This window comes from Bacillus sp. CD3-5 (genome assembly GCF_006349665.1).
GTDB lineage: Bacteria > Bacillota > Bacilli > Bacillales > Bacillaceae_G > Bacillus_A > Bacillus_A paranthracis.
In genome coordinates this window covers 42,739-57,133 of record NZ_VEPX01000018.1, presented here as the reverse complement: position 1 = coordinate 57,133, position 14,395 = coordinate 42,739, and the positions used below count along the sequence as shown (strand labels likewise).

Here is a 14,395-nt window from a genome sequence, read left to right as displayed (position 1 = left end):
TATTTAAAATCTTTATTAAACATGTCGCTATATAGCGAGTATAGATTAAAAATTATATAGATTTCATAGGAAAAGAGGTGATATTATTTTGGGAAAGGGGGCAACAGTATGAAAAAAATTATTTTTGTTTCAAGTTTAGTACTTGCAATCAGTCTAGGGGTAGGGTGTAGTAATGAGAAAACAGCAAAGACGGATGAGCCGAAAAAAGAATCCGTTCAAAAAGAAAAGGAATTAACGGCGAAAGATGTTTTCAAGAAAACGAATGAAGCTTTTAAAAATGAAGAACATGTAACGATGACATATGGTGTAGGGGTAAAAGCTGAGGGGACAGAGATGGATATATTAAAGGCTAAGATGCAATTAGAGCCAAAGACAAAGAATTCTCGTTCTGAAATGAATATTTCCGGTACAGATGTTGTAGTGTATACTGTGGATGGTAAAGTTGCTGGTGAGGTAAAAAACCCTAATACAGGAGAAGTTATAACCGTACCAGAGGAGCAATTAAACGCTGGTGGAATGAAAGCGACTCAAGATATTATAGATAAATTAGAAGTACCGGAAGTAGTTTTAGATAAAATGAAGCTGGAGAAAAGCGGAGATAAATATAAACTGAAATTTACATTAAAAGGGCAAGAAACAGAAAGTATGTTAACTAGCATGGATGAAACGCAGAAGAAAATGTTACAAGCACAAAATGCGAAGATAGAAGAAGTGGATGCAGAATATATCATTACAAAAGATTTTAAATATGAATCAGCAAAGATAGACATGATTATGAGTAGTAATGGCAAGGATAAAGCACACATTATTACGAACGCAAAATATACGTCGTATGAAAAGTTTGACCCAATACAATTGCCAGCAGCAAAGTAACAGTTTTGATAAGGAGGGACCTAAAATAAGGTCCCTCTTTTTTGTATTCTTTCTTCATAGGAAAATAGGTACAATATAAAGAGGAAAAGATGTAGAAGAGGAGAGTGTCATTTGAAAAAAAGAAAGATAGCGGTGGTCATTGTAGCATATACAGTGTTGCTTGCAACGTCTGTACATACATATAAAAAACAACTCGATCATCCTATTATGAGTGATGTAGGTAAATTGCTTCCGACAAAAATAAAACGTGTTGAAAGTGCTACTGATGAGCAATCGTTAATAAAATTAGTGCAAGATGCGAATGTTTCTGGAGAGAAGATTTCTATTGCTGGTATGCAACATAGTCAGGGCGGGCAGACGTATTATCCACATGGTACGATGCTTGATATGAAAGGGTATAATAAAATATTAGAATTTGATCCAGAGAAGAAGCGCATTACAGTTCAAAGTGGTGTCACGTGGAATGATATTCAGAAGAAAATAAATCCATATGGTCTTGCAGTTCAAGTTATGCAATCTCAAAATATTTTTACGGTTGGCGGTTCATTAAGTGTAAATGTACATGGTCGTGATATTCGTCATGAAGCATTGATTGATACAGTAGAGTCGTTTAGATTGCTAATGGCGGATGGTACGGTGCGTAATGTAAGTAGAGAAGAGAATGCAGATTTATTTCCTTACGTCATTGGCGGTTACGGGTTATTTGGTGTCATTTTAGATGTGACCTTAAAGTTAACAAATGATGAATTATATGAAACGCATACGAAAATGCTAGATTATAAAGAATACACGTCTTATTTCAAAGAAAAAGTGAAAAAAGATGCTAATGTTCGTATGCACTTAGCTCGTATTTCTGTTGCTCCAAATTCATTCTTAAGAGAAATGTATGTGACAGATTATACATTGGCACAAAATCAAAATATGAGGGAAGAGTATAGTGAACTAAAAGAAGAAACTATTATAGCAGCGCCGAAATTTTTACTTGGATTATCACGTTATAGTGATTGGGGAAAGAATACGTTTTGGGATATACAAAGAAGTTATTTTGAACGTACAGATGGAAAGTATGAGACGCGAAATAATGTTATGAGGTCAGATAGTGCCTTTATGGAATATGAAAACCCGAATAGGACAGAGGTGTTACAAGAATATTTTGTGCCTATAGATTCTTTTACGGAATACATAGATGATTTACGTAACGTATTAAATGAAGAAGAGTTTAATTTGCTCAATATTACGATTCGTTACGTGGAAAATAATGGAAATTCGGTTTTATCCTATGCGAAAGATGATATGTTTGCACTGGTTCTTTTAATTAATCAAGGGCGTTCTGAAAATGAGATAAAGAAGACAGAGGATGTTATTCAGAAAATGATTGATGTTACGTTAAAGCATAACGGTAGTTATTATTTACCGTATTATTCTTATCCAACGAAAGAGCAGTTAAAGAGAGCATACCCTCGTATAGAAGAATTTCTTGGGAAGAAAAAAGAAGCGGATCCAAAAGAGAGATTTGTGAATTTATTTTATAGGGAGTATACGAAATGACATATAGAAGATTTATAGCTTCACAAAGCATTATTATGATGGCGGGAAGTATGGTGTTTCCTTTTTACATTCTATTGCTCCGGAATGTTGGAAATAGCTTTTCGCAGTTTGGCTGGGCTTATGGTTTATTTGCCTTAACTTCAGCACTTGTATACCCGTTAGTAGGAAAACTGTCTGATCGAGTAGGCGATCAAAAATTATTAATTATATATGCCTGGACCATGGCAATATTAATGCTTTGTTTTCCTATTGCAACAGAAGTATGGCATGTATACATTCTTCAAATTTTAATGGGTATTTTAGGGGCTGTGCAGCGTAATACGGAGAAGACTTCGTTAGCACGAAAAGTTGTACAAGAAAATGCTGGTTATGAGATTGGAAAATATCATGTGTGGACATCGATTGGAGGAGCAGTAGCAATTATTGCAACAGGATATTTAGTAGATTTCTTTACGATCGGCACGATTTTTTATATTGCATCTATCTTATATGTAGTGAGCGGAGTTGTATTAAGTAGTAAAAAAATATAACAATTCCCATTTTTACCTGAATAACCTTTATTTGTTATACTAAAGAGGAAGACAAAAGAAAAGGGGACATTGCCTTTGATGAAATTTTTAATTTTAGCTATTCTCACTTTGTTTTTGATTCCATGGACAAGAAGAAGCGGTAGTAAACTTCGAGCAGTGGATAAGAAAGGGGATGAGAAGGTTGTAAAGGGTAAGAAATCATCTATTTTAGTTATTCCAGTTTTATTTTGGATAGGTATTGCAATCTATGAATATTTTTGGCTAATTGATGATCGAGCAGATTCAATTCTTACTCATTATTCTGTTGCAGTAGCGATTTTAATTGGGCTTGTTTTATTTTCCCAAGATCAAATAGGTAAATTAGAAGTTACGTTAAAAGGACTTCTAATGCTTGTTTTACTTGCAAGTTACGGCTACTTTGGTTATTTGCACGATATAGTAATCTCGCAAAAGAAATATGATTCTGTTGTAAAGGTAGAGAAAGATATTTCAGAGCCATTTACTGAAAATGATCAGCCATTTACAGTGCCGCCAAAGACAGCGGAGAATAAGCTGAAAAAAGTATTTGGGGATATTCCGAAAGTAGCTTATTTTGAGCTAGGAGAATTAACGCCACAAATGGTAAATGGCGAGGCTTTATATGTAGCACCGATTGAAGTTTCAGGATTTTTTAAAGCACGTAAAGCTGAGACAATTCCAGGGTACGTCACGATGTCAGGTACGAATCCTGATGCAGAAGCAAAGCTGCACCTTGGTTATAAAATGAAATACGTGCCAAGCATGTTTTTCGGAAATAATTTAGAGCGTGTGGTAAGGCAAGCAGAACCAAATTTAATCTTTAAAGGAAAACCTAAATTTGAAGTGGATGATAAAGGGAAACCGTATTATACAATGACGTACGGTGAATTTATTTCAGGAAGATCTGGATTTGAGGTAGAGGGCGTTGTAGTAGTGGATGCACAAACAGGCGAAGTGAAAAGATACGATAAAGGAAAGGCACCTAAATTTGTTGATGGCGTATTAAATCACGAGACTGCATCTACGTTAAATACGTACTTCGGTAAATATATTCACGGATTTTGGAATACAAAATTCTCGCAAACTGATATGAAGATCCCGACTGAGTGGGGAACGAAAGAAGGAGTTACACCGATTTTCGGTAAGGATGGAACACTATATTACTTTACTGATTTCACTTCTCCGAAAGAAGGAGTAGATTCTGCGTTAGGTTACTCACTCATTGATGCGCGTACAGGTAAGTTGTATTACTATAATGGAAAAGAAGTAAAGGGAATTATGGATGGTTCGGCTGCTTCGGAAGTCGTGGATAATTCCTTTAAGAGAGAAAAGTGGCATGGAACAATGCCGGTTATTTATAACGTGTACGGTAAACCTTCTTGGATTGTACCTGTTATTGATGATGGAGGGTTAGTACGTGCCCATACTGTTATCTATGCTTCTAATGCGAAAATATTTGCAACAGGTTCGACGCAAAAAGAAGCGCTTGAGAATTATAAAAATGCGCTGAGTGGAAGTGGAGATTCATTTAGACCGACTTCAAATGGAAAAGAGGCGCAAAAAGAAGGCGTTGTACAACGTGTATATAAAGAAAAATCAGGTGAAAATACAATTGTTTATGTACTGTTGGAGAACGAACAAAAAGTGTTTATGATACCTGCGAAAAAGTTCCCATATGCTATGTTTACAGAAGTGGGAGATCCAATTCAAATCACATATTTAGATACAGGAGAGGCGATGTCTTCCGTATCCAAATTTAAAAATAGTAATTTGAACAAGTAAAGCGATAGAAATTCTATCGCTTTTTTTACAGAATTAAACAGGAAAATGCGCTATACTTGACGTATGTTTATGTTGTAACTATAATTGTTACGATTTAGTATGTATAGGAAAGGGTGAACGAAAAAAGTGAATGAAGTTAATCAGGAAATATATAAGCCTGTAAAGATGAACAGGTTATGGATGATTCTTGTATTAGGAACACTTACGGCAATTGGGCCGTTATCTATTGATATGTATTTGCCTTCGTTACCGAAGTTAACGGATGACTTGCAAACGGGTGCATCCCTAGCACAGCTTACATTAACAGCTTGTTTGCTTGGGCTTTCAGTAGGACAATTATTTGTTGGCTCAATTAGTGATATTTATGGAAGACGCAAACCTCTTATTATTGCTCTCATTATTTATGTTGCTTCTTCTTTACTTTGTGCTGTTGCGCCATCTATTTGGACTTTAGTGTTATTACGCTTCCTACAAGGAGCTTCAGGATCAGCCGGGATTGTTATATCACGTGCAATGGTACGTGACATGTATTCAGGTTCTGAAATGACGAAATTCTTCTCATTGCTTATGTTAGTAAACGGAGCAGCACCTATTTTGGCACCGATTATAGGGGGACAATTATTACAGTTCACAACGTGGCGCGGTGTCTTTATCGTTCTCGGGGCAATAAGTGTATTTATGTTAATATCAGCTACTTTCGTATTACGTGAAACATTACCTCCTGAAGAAAGAGAAACAGGCGGTTTGTCAGGGACGTTAGCGACGTACGGAAAACTATTAAAGGATCGTTTGTTTATGGGATATGCATTGTCACAAGGATTAGTAACAGCGGCAATGTTTGCTTACATTTCGGGATCGCCATTTGTATTGCAAAATATATACGGGGCATCACCACAGCAATTTAGTTTATTCTTTGCGATTAACGGTATCGGTATTATTATTGCTAGTCAGGTAACGGGTCGTTTAGCAGGGAAAGTGAATGAGAAGACATTATTTGTCTCTGGTATCATTATTGCAGCTGTTGGTGGTTTATCTTTATTACTGACAATCTTACTGGGGATAGGGTTAATTGGTGTTTTATGCTCGTTATTCCTTGTCGTATCAAGTGTTGGGGTTGTCTCAACAACTGGGTTCTCATTAGCGATGAGAAATCAAAAACAAGCTGCAGGAACAGCATCAGCTTTATTAGGCTTATTACAGTTCATTTCAGGAGCGCTTGTTGCACCGCTAGTAGGTATAGGTGGAAGTAACACGGCATTACCGATGGGTGTTGTAATAGCTCTTTGTGAAATTGGTGCGGTACTATGCTATTTATTTATGGCTAGAAGAAGTGAAAAGCAGTTTGAACTGCAAGCAAGACAAAATTTAGAGGCTTAACAAAAAAGAACTGATTCAAAGGGAATATTTGAATCAGTTCTTTTTTCATTTCTTTGAAATACCTCATATAGTTTTGTAAGGTGCTGTAGTAAAGCAGTGCAAAAGTTATTTGTATAAAGTGACGATACTGTGACAAACATGTTGGTATATATATTATGATGTCGTCTTAAGTGTAAAAAGTAGGATGTTCTCGGTATAATAACAAGTGGAGATAAAAGAAACTATAATGAGTAGTAGCTGTAGATAAAAGGAGAAGAAGAGATGAAGAAGGTTTTGGGTATTGCTGTAATGGGAAGTATGATCCTTCTAGCAGGATGTAATGGAAATAAGGATACGAAAGAACCGAAAGAAAAGGTAGAGCAATCTACAGAACAAACAGAAGAAATGAAAGAATACCGTGCAGTACATGAAAAATACGATTTGAAAATGAATAAAGAAATTAATAATGCACTGCAGTTATTTGAAGTGGCAAAAGAAAAGGGCGGTAAGGAAATAACGACTGCTACATATAAAGAAGATGTGCAAAAGGTAACAACGAGCATGTTAGAAGATATTGATCATATACGAAAAGAAATTCGTGTTCCGAAGTCGAAAGAGCAAGAACATGAGGTATATGTTGGTTTCTTGAATGAATCGGAACAAGCAATGAAAAAATTACAGAAGTTAGCTAAAGAAGAAGATTCATCGTTGATTCGTGATATAGAAATTAATTTTGCAACAGCATCGACATACTATAAACGTTTTCAAGCAGAAACGAAAAAATAACCTTGCCTATGCAAGGTTATTTTTTCTTCTTGCCATCTCCATCTTCATCCTCGGATACTAATATCTTCTGTTCTTCGTGAAATTCGGAAATAGTTTGCCCGGTAATATTATCAAAGGGGGTGTAAAAAGAGGTAATGCTTTTCTTTTTAATGAAAAGCTTATAAAATCCAATGATAACAAGTATAACGATTGTTAATGGTAATCCTATAGTTGCTAGAAGTAAGGGATCCATCATATAACTCCTTTCATATTGTTTTTTTTATTATAGGCGAAAAACTGTAATTTAGATAAATACACTATTAAAAACTGATTTTTCTAAATATATCCAATTTGATTGACTTTTCATTTTTTCAGAATTATAATTCGAAATATACAATTTGAACCAAATAATAATATAGCAATTTACTTATCCAGAGAGGTAGAGGGACTGGCCCTATGACACCTCAGCAGCGGGTTCTGTAATAGGAACACCGTGCTAATTCCAGCAAGCAAGTCTTGAAAGATAAGTGATAGGCCTTTGTTTATTAAGCCTTGATCTTATTTTTTAAGATCAAGGCTTTTTGTATTCTAAAAAGAGAAAGGGAGTAATGGAAAAAGTACGTTCATAAAACTAAGTAAATATATGTGTTTAGGGGGTTATTGGAGTGTATGTAATTAAAAAATTATCGGTTATGGTGTTCACACTATGGGTTATTACGACAGTGACATTTCTAATTATGCATATTATTCCGGGAGATCCATTTTCATCAGATGCAAAGATCTTTCCGGAGGAAGTTGTGCAAAATATGAGAGCGAAGTATCACCTTGATGAACCGTTATGGAATCAATATGTTGCTTATTTAGACGGCGTAGTTCATTTTGATTTTGGTGAATCTGTTCAATCAACCGGGCAAGGTGTATCAGAAATCATAACAACTGGCTTTGGTCCATCAGCAATTATTGGTTTACAAGCACTTATTATTTCATTGCTAGTCGGAATTGCTGCAGGTACATTTGCTGCTCTCTATCATGGGAAGGTAATTGATTACGGTGTAAGTTTACTTGCCATCCTCGGTATTTCTATTCCAAGTTTTATTTTAGCACCACTATTTATACAAATATTCGCTATTCAATTCGAGCTCTTACCAGTAGCCTCTTGGGGTACATTTGAACATACGGTATTGCCATCCTTTGCATTAGCGTTAGGACCAATCGCAGTGATTACAAGATTTGTTCGCTCTAATATGATCGAAGTACTGCAGAGTGATTATATTAAGTTAGCGAGAGCGAAAGGTATACCGATTAAGAAGATTATTATAAGACATGCTCTTCGAAATGCAATTGTTCCGGTACTTACATTTGTTGGACCATTAATGGCGGGACTTTTAACAGGTACTTTCGTTATTGAAAAGATTTTTTCAATTCCTGGTCTCGGAAAATATTTTGTAGATAGTATTTTTAATCGAGATTATCCAGTGATTATGGGAACAACCATTTTTTATAGTGCACTTTTAATTGTATGTATTTTTATTACAGATATTATTCATCGTATTGTTGATCCACGTATTCGTTCTATTACGTAAGGAGGGAGATGTTTAGATGGGGGCTTATGAAATTAATGACCAGTTATTAACGAATGAAGAGAAAAAAGAATTAACGATAAATAAAGATCAGCAAAAGATTAGCCGAAAGAAAGAAGTGTTTCGTAAGTTTGTATCGAATCCAATCGCAGTTTTAGGATCAGTGACGTTATTACTCATTATTGTTTTCTCACTTGTTGGTGAAAGTTTAACGCCATTTACTGCGAGTGAACAAGTAAAAGAGGCAACAAACTTACCACCTAGTAGTGAACATTGGTTCGGAACAGATGATTTGGGAAGAGATATATGGGCACGTACTTGGGCTGGCGGGAAAATTTCATTAACAGTTGGATTAGTGGCAGCTGCTCTTGATATAGGACTTGGTGTGCTAATCGGAGGATTTAGTGGATATGTGAGAGGGCGCAATCGCCTTGGGACATTAATTGATGAGTGGATTATACGAGGAATCGAAGTGTTATACGGCATCCCATATTTATTAATTGTTATTTTACTATTAATTGTTATGAAACCAGGTCTTTTTACCATTATCATCGCCCTTGCATTAACAGGATGGATTGGTATGGCACGTCTCGTTAGGGCGCAAGTTTTATCTTTAAAACAAAGAGAGTTTGTTATTGCAGCGGAGCGATTAGGTACATCACATATGAAAATTATATATGGGCATTTAATTCCGAACTTAACAGGCATTATTATCGTAAATTTATCATTTACAATTCCAGCAGCTATTTTCTCAGAATCATTTTTAAGCTTTATCGGACTAGGAGTGCAATCACCGGCAGCAAGCTGGGGGACGATGACGAATGATGCACTTGGGACATTACTAAGCGGGGAATGGTGGCAGCTATTCTTCCCAGCAATCATGATTGCGCTCATTATGTTCGCATTTAATGCGATTGGTGATGGTTTACAAGATGCAATTGATCCAAAAATCGTAAAACAGAATCGAAAGGAGAAAAAACATGGGACAGCTCTTATCTTTAGAAAACGTAACGTTAGCCGTTGAAAAAGAGAATAGTAAACAAGCAATTGTGAAGCATGTTTCCTTTTCTATTAACGAAGGTGAAATTGTTGCACTTGTAGGAGAAAGTGGCTCAGGGAAAAGTGTTACAGCACAATCTATTATCGGCTTAAATCAAGAATCAATTCATATTGATGATGGAAATATATCTTTTGAATCAGAGGAATTAACGAATCTACAAGAATCAGAATGGAATCAAATTCGTGGGAAAGATATTGCTTTTATCTTTCAAGACCCACTTTCATCTTTAAATCCGACGATGAAGGTGGGAAGGCAAATTACAGAGGTGATTTTGCAACACGAAAAGAAATCGAAAAAAGAAGCAAAAGAAATTGCGATTAACTTATTAAATGATTTAGGGATACATGAAGCAGAGAAACGCTTTGAACAGTACCCACATCAATTAAGCGGAGGCATGAGGCAACGTATTTGTTTAGCGATCGCATTTGCCTGCCACCCAAAACTCGTTATTGCGGATGAACCTACGACAGCGTTAGATGTAACAATTCAAAAGCAAATTATGGAGTTATTAAAGGAAAGAAAGGAAAAGCAAAATACGAGTATTTTACTAATTACGCACGATTTAGCACTTGTACGTGAAGTAGCGGATCGAGTAGTTGTCATGTATGGAGGACGTGTTGTTGAAAAAGGAACGATAGAGGAAGTGATAGGCTCCCCTAAACATCCATACACAAAAAGCTTATTACAAGCAATTCCCAATATAGATGATTCTGAAAAGGTACTTCGGGCAATTGAGGGAACAACACCATCAATTGAAATATTAAATAGCTTTGGGTGCCCATTTGTCAATCGTTGTCCAGTAGCGATAAAAGAATGTATTCATCGTTTCCCAGAGAGAACAACATATTCTGGGGAGCATAGTTCACATTGCTGGCAACATGTTCTAGAGCATGACCAAGCGAAATCAAAAGAGAAGGTGAATGCCTCATGACGACAGATTTAATTACTGTAAAGCAAGTAACGAAAACGTATGGAAGTAAAAATAAAGAAATCGCAGCGTTAAAAGACATATCACTTGCGATCCCGAAAGGAACAACGCTTGGCATTATTGGAGAAAGTGGTTCAGGAAAAACAACACTTGGTAAGCTCATAGCTGGGATTGAGAGTCCAACGTCTGGTGAAATTGATTATAACGGTCAAGTCGTTCACAAGTTGAAGGCAGCTCATAAACGTGATTTCTTACAGAAAGTACAGTTTATTTTTCAAGATTCCACAGCAGCATTAAATCCGCGCTGGAAAGTACGCGATAGCGTAACGGAAGGTTATATTTCATTCGGTTTAGGTGATAAAGGATTAAAGGATAAAGTAGCAGGTGATGCGCTAGAACGTGTGGGATTAGATAGACGATATATCGATCGCTATCCGCACGAATTTAGCGGAGGACAACGTCAACGAATTGCTATTGCAAGAGCGTTATTGTGTGAGCCAGAAGTATTAATTCTTGATGAACCAATTTCAGCCTTAGATGTTTCATTGCAAATTCAAATTGTACATCTGCTGCAAAAAATCCAAAAAGAACAAGGTTATACATATTTATTTATCGCGCATGATTTACCGATGGTTCACTATTTATGTGAAAAAGTAGCTGTCTTATACAAAGGAGAACTTGTTGAATTTGGAAATACGGACGAAGTATTCCGTAATCCACAACATTCTTATACAAAAACACTATTGGCATCAACACCAAAAATTTCAGGTTAAAGGAGAATGTAGGATGAAGAAGTTTTTACTGTTTGTCATTATGACTGTTTTAACAATTACTTCTGTCGCTTGCGGTAAGAAAGAGACGCAAAAGGCGAGTGCTGGTAAGGGAGAAGGAGATCGATTAGTAACGAATATTGGTAGCGATCCATATACACTTGATTCCGCTATCGCCACAGATAGTACTTCAGGTTATGTAATTGGACATTTATTCTCAAGCTTATATACGCAAGATAGTGATGGGAAATATCAAAATGAATTAGCAGAGAAAGAAGAAGTAAATGCTGATGGAACTGAGTATACAATTCATTTAAAGAAAGATATTAAATGGTCAGATGGTTCTGCTATTACAGCAAATGATTTTGAATTTGCATGGAAGCGATTATTAAATCCGAAAACGGGTTCTATGAATGCGACAGAAATGTATTTTATTAAAGGGGCAGAGGCATACAATACTGGAAAAGGTGAAGAAGGACAAGTTGGCATTCAAGTCATTGATCCTCAAACATTAAAGGTAACACTTGAGCACCCAGTGTCTTCTATTAAACAAAAGTTAGCAAGCTCATTATTCATTCCATTATCTAAAAAATCAATTGATGATAATAATAAATTAAAAACAGATCCAAAAGAGTTAATTACGAACGGACCATTCACATTAAAAGAATGGAAGCATAATCAGGCTATTACAGTACAAAAAAATAAAGAATACTATGATAAAAAGGTAACATTAAAAGAAATTGAGTTTCGTATTATTCCAGATTCTAAAACAGCGTACCAATTATACAAATCAAAAGAATTAGATGTACTAAGTGGTTTACCACAAGAGATGATTGAGAAAGAAAAAGGAAATAAAGAATACAAGCGTGTTTCAGGATTTTCATCTTATATTTATTCGTTTAACGTAGAAAAAGAGCCGTTCACAAATGCGAAAGTACGTAAAGCATTCTCGTTAGCAGTTGATCGTAAGTTTATTGTTGAAAAACTGTATAAAAACAATGCACAAGAAGCAAATGCATTCGTTCCAGAAGGAGCAAAAACACAAAGTGGGCGTGATTTCCGTAAAGAAAAAGGTGGTTACGTTAAATTTGATCCAGCAGAAGCGAAAAAATTATTAGAAGAAGGCATGAAAGAACAAGGCTGGTCTACATTACCTGAAGTAACATTAAAGTTCACTACAGATACACAACATAAAAAAGTAGCAGAAGCAATGCAAGAAATGTTTAAGAAAAATCTTGGCGTAGATATTAAATTAGAAAATAAAGAGTGGAAGAGTTACATCGACACATATAAGCAAAGTGATTTCCAATTAGCTTATATGGGATGGGGCGGTTCTCTATTAGATCCAATTACTAAATTAGATTTATATGCAGGTGATGGTCCAAACAATTATGCAAAATGGCATAATAAAGAATTTGATGCTTTAGTGAAGGAAGCAGAAGTTGAACAAAATGAAGATAAGCGTTTTGACTTATTGCATAAAGCGGAAGATATTATGTTTACAGATTCACCATTAATTCCAATTATATTCCCGTCGGATTCCTATTTACAAAAACAAACGGTATCTGGACTTCAATATTATGTTGGCTCTAAACCAGATTTAAGATATGCAAAAATAAAGAAGTAGGCAACTGCCTACTTCTTTATTTTATTTCTCTTTTATATTCTTTTTTCGTTCCATCAGAGAAGACAACTTCTAACTCGAATTTTTGATAGTCTTTATCAAGTTTGAACACGTTCACTACTTGATCGATTACTTCTTGGTCAGCAGTATCTTTATCAAATTTTAATTCTTGTAGAAGTGGGCTTAATTTTGTAATAGCCTCGTCTCCTGTTAATTTTACATCTGCTTTATGATCTTCAATTTTTGCTTCCATTTTCTTATCAGCTGCTACATTTTTATAATCAGCTTCGTAGTCTTTCTTCGTATCTTGATAGTCTGCATCTAAACTAAATTCATTAAAATTAAGTTTTAAATCTGCAGGAGCTTCATTTTTTGCTTCTTCAGTTGTTTTCTTATTCGAAGTTGTATCTTCTTTTGCAGGAGCTTTACATCCTGTTAATGCAGGTACTAGCATAAGAGCTAATAAAACTGATAGTAGAATTCTCATTATAAATTCCTCCTTATGTAAATTGGTTCTATACAAGTTTTTCCCAAAATCATGTAATTATGTATGTGTTGAAAATAAATTATTATTCTGTATTCACAAGGGCTAATCCGCAATTTAAATCAAAAAAGATTTGTATGTATATGGTAAATTGAAGTTGTGAGGGAGGTACTAACATGCATGAAGAGTATAAAGAGATAATAAAAAAATCAATTGAATATATAGAGAATCACTTACATGAGGAGCTTACAACAGAAAGAGTGGCATCTCACAGTGCAGTATCGATGTACCATTTTCATCGTATCTTTCAAAGATATGTTGGGATGAGTGTAACAGATTACATTCGAAAGAGAAGATTAACTCATGCTGCACAGGCTTTAGTATCAACTGAAATAGCTGTTATTGATATTGCAATGCAATATGGTTTTTCCTCACAGGAGGCATTTACGAGGGCTTTTAAAAGAATGTTTCAATTGCCACCAAAGAAATATCGAAAGTACTTCCAGTCATTTTATATAGAAAGAGAGGGTGTTTCAATGCAAAAAGGTATACCGAAAGGATGGATCTTAAGTGGAAGTCATCCTGCTGAATATGAGATGGGTTTAGATTATGAAGTTGTCCATCAAGGGAAAGTATCTGCATACATAAAAGCAAAAGAGAATGTTACGCACGGAGGATTTTCAACATTAATGCAAATGTTCCGAGCAGATAAATATGTAGGGAAGAGATTACGTTTTACAGCATTTGTTAAGAGTGAAAATGTAAGAGATTGGGCAGGATTGTGGATGCGAGTAGACGGAAAAGAGACAGAACCGCTCGCTATGGATAACATGCAAAATCGCCCAATTAAAAATACGAATAACTGGCAATCGTACTCGGTTGTATTAGATATAAAAGAAGGAGCGCTTGGTATTGCATTTGGTGTTTTATTATCAGGAGAAGGTTGTGTATGGCTAGATAGTATTCGATTTGATGAAGTAGATGAAAAAATTCCTACAACAGATTTGGCAGAGAACTTTTATGAAACACTCTTAGAAGAACCAGTGAATCTACAATTTGAAGAATTAGAAAAATAAA

Annotated in this window: 14 protein-coding genes and 1 riboswitch; of the genes, 12 read left to right on the top strand and 2 right to left on the bottom strand. The window is 35.4% G+C overall.

Annotated elements, in window-relative coordinates; translation table 11 throughout:
- Window positions 1-108: 108 nt before the first annotated feature.
- The 6 genes from FH036_RS24255 to FH036_RS24230 all read left to right on the top strand — a co-directional run bounded on the left by FH036_RS24255 (window position 109) and on the right by FH036_RS24230 (window position 6,893).
- Window positions 109-873: a DUF6612 family protein gene (locus FH036_RS24255; RefSeq protein WP_000720093.1), complete on the top strand. Its 765-nt coding sequence runs from the start codon at window positions 109-111 to the stop codon at window positions 871-873.
- A 111-nt stretch (window positions 874-984) separates the two neighbouring features.
- Window positions 985-2,421 (top strand): FAD-binding oxidoreductase, encoded by a 1,437-nt coding sequence (locus tag FH036_RS24250; protein WP_139896332.1) that lies wholly within the window; start codon window positions 985-987, stop codon window positions 2,419-2,421.
- Window positions 2,418-2,951 (top strand): MFS transporter, encoded by a 534-nt coding sequence (locus tag FH036_RS24245; protein WP_070805077.1) that lies wholly within the window; start codon window positions 2,418-2,420, stop codon window positions 2,949-2,951. The genes FH036_RS24250 and FH036_RS24245 overlap by 4 nt, the downstream gene beginning before the upstream one ends.
- Window positions 2,952-3,029: 78 nt before the next feature.
- Entirely contained in the window at window positions 3,030-4,751 is a 1,722-nt protein-coding gene (locus FH036_RS24240; RefSeq protein WP_139896331.1) for a DUF3981 domain-containing protein, read from the top strand.
- A gap of 165 nt (window positions 4,752-4,916) precedes the next feature.
- Window positions 4,917-6,128 carry a multidrug effflux MFS transporter gene (locus FH036_RS24235; protein ID WP_116777297.1) on the top strand — a complete coding sequence of 404 codons (1,212 nt, stop codon included), beginning with the start codon at window positions 4,917-4,919 and terminating at the stop codon, window positions 6,126-6,128.
- Window positions 6,129-6,389: 261 nt separating this feature from the next.
- A complete protein-coding gene (locus tag FH036_RS24230; protein ID WP_000756528.1) occupies window positions 6,390-6,893 on the top strand; it encodes a hypothetical protein in 504 nt (167 codons plus the stop codon).
- 16 nt (window positions 6,894-6,909) lie between these two features.
- Here FH036_RS24230 and FH036_RS24225 read toward each other — a convergent pair whose 3' ends face one another.
- Window positions 6,910-7,125: a DUF3951 domain-containing protein gene (locus FH036_RS24225; RefSeq protein ID WP_000371388.1), complete on the bottom strand. Its 216-nt coding sequence runs from the start codon at window positions 7,123-7,125 to the stop codon at window positions 6,910-6,912.
- 171 nt (window positions 7,126-7,296) lie between these two features.
- Window positions 7,297-7,402, top strand: a riboswitch (SAM riboswitch).
- 135 nt (window positions 7,403-7,537) lie between these two features.
- On the opposite strand from FH036_RS24225, the gene FH036_RS24220 reads away from it, so the two are divergent.
- Genes FH036_RS24220 through FH036_RS24200 form a run of 5 tightly spaced genes read left to right on the top strand, consistent with a single transcriptional unit; the run spans window position 7,538 to window position 12,837 of the window.
- On the top strand, window positions 7,538-8,455 hold the full coding sequence (locus tag FH036_RS24220) for an ABC transporter permease (protein ID WP_000289331.1): 918 nt from the start codon (window positions 7,538-7,540) through the stop codon (window positions 8,453-8,455).
- Between the two features lie 16 nt (window positions 8,456-8,471).
- Entirely contained in the window at window positions 8,472-9,476 is a 1,005-nt protein-coding gene (locus FH036_RS24215; protein ID WP_000501524.1) for an ABC transporter permease, read from the top strand.
- Window positions 9,433-10,443, top strand: coding sequence for an ABC transporter ATP-binding protein (locus FH036_RS24210; protein ID WP_139896330.1), 1,011 nt, complete (start codon window positions 9,433-9,435; stop codon window positions 10,441-10,443). The genes FH036_RS24215 and FH036_RS24210 overlap by 44 nt, the downstream gene beginning before the upstream one ends.
- A complete protein-coding gene (locus FH036_RS24205) occupies window positions 10,440-11,213 on the top strand; it encodes an ABC transporter ATP-binding protein (RefSeq protein ID WP_000205663.1) in 774 nt (257 codons plus the stop codon). Before FH036_RS24210 ends, FH036_RS24205 begins: the two co-directional genes overlap by 4 nt.
- Window positions 11,214-11,226: 13 nt before the next feature.
- On the top strand, window positions 11,227-12,837 hold the full coding sequence (locus FH036_RS24200) for a peptide ABC transporter substrate-binding protein (protein ID WP_000714127.1): 1,611 nt from the start codon (window positions 11,227-11,229) through the stop codon (window positions 12,835-12,837).
- A 16-nt stretch (window positions 12,838-12,853) separates the two neighbouring features.
- Here the strand turns inward: FH036_RS24200 and FH036_RS24195 are convergent, their stop codons facing one another.
- Window positions 12,854-13,321, bottom strand: coding sequence for a YusW family protein (locus FH036_RS24195; protein ID WP_001221555.1), 468 nt, complete (start codon window positions 13,319-13,321; stop codon window positions 12,854-12,856).
- A 173-nt stretch (window positions 13,322-13,494) separates the two neighbouring features.
- On the opposite strand from FH036_RS24195, the gene FH036_RS24190 reads away from it, so the two are divergent.
- Window positions 13,495-14,394: a helix-turn-helix transcriptional regulator gene (locus FH036_RS24190; RefSeq protein WP_000544196.1), complete on the top strand. Its 900-nt coding sequence runs from the start codon at window positions 13,495-13,497 to the stop codon at window positions 14,392-14,394.
- Window position 14,395 lies beyond the last annotated feature (1 nt).

Bases quoted from the DNA above. Each gene is read 5' to 3' on its own strand.
- FH036_RS24245 (WP_070805077.1), top strand. From the start codon at position 2,418: ATGACATATAGAAGATTTATAGCTTCACAAAGCATTATTATGATGGCG.
- FH036_RS24225 (WP_000371388.1), bottom strand. From the start codon at position 7,125: ATGGATCCCTTACTTCTAGCAACTATAGGATTACCATTAACAATCGTT.
- FH036_RS24200 (WP_000714127.1), top strand. From the start codon at position 11,227: ATGAAGAAGTTTTTACTGTTTGTCATTATGACTGTTTTAACAATTACT.
- FH036_RS24255 (WP_000720093.1), top strand. From the start codon at position 109: ATGAAAAAAATTATTTTTGTTTCAAGTTTAGTACTTGCAATCAGTCTA.
- FH036_RS24190 (WP_000544196.1), top strand. From the start codon at position 13,495: ATGCATGAAGAGTATAAAGAGATAATAAAAAAATCAATTGAATATATA.
- FH036_RS24230 (WP_000756528.1), top strand. From the start codon at position 6,390: ATGAAGAAGGTTTTGGGTATTGCTGTAATGGGAAGTATGATCCTTCTA.
- FH036_RS24240 (WP_139896331.1), top strand. From the start codon at position 3,030: ATGAAATTTTTAATTTTAGCTATTCTCACTTTGTTTTTGATTCCATGG.
- FH036_RS24235 (WP_116777297.1), top strand. From the start codon at position 4,917: ATGAACAGGTTATGGATGATTCTTGTATTAGGAACACTTACGGCAATT.
- FH036_RS24205 (WP_000205663.1), top strand. From the start codon at position 10,440: ATGACGACAGATTTAATTACTGTAAAGCAAGTAACGAAAACGTATGGA.
- FH036_RS24215 (WP_000501524.1), top strand. From the start codon at position 8,472: ATGGGGGCTTATGAAATTAATGACCAGTTATTAACGAATGAAGAGAAA.
- FH036_RS24210 (WP_139896330.1), top strand. From the start codon at position 9,433: ATGGGACAGCTCTTATCTTTAGAAAACGTAACGTTAGCCGTTGAAAAA.
- FH036_RS24195 (WP_001221555.1), bottom strand. From the start codon at position 13,321: ATGAGAATTCTACTATCAGTTTTATTAGCTCTTATGCTAGTACCTGCA.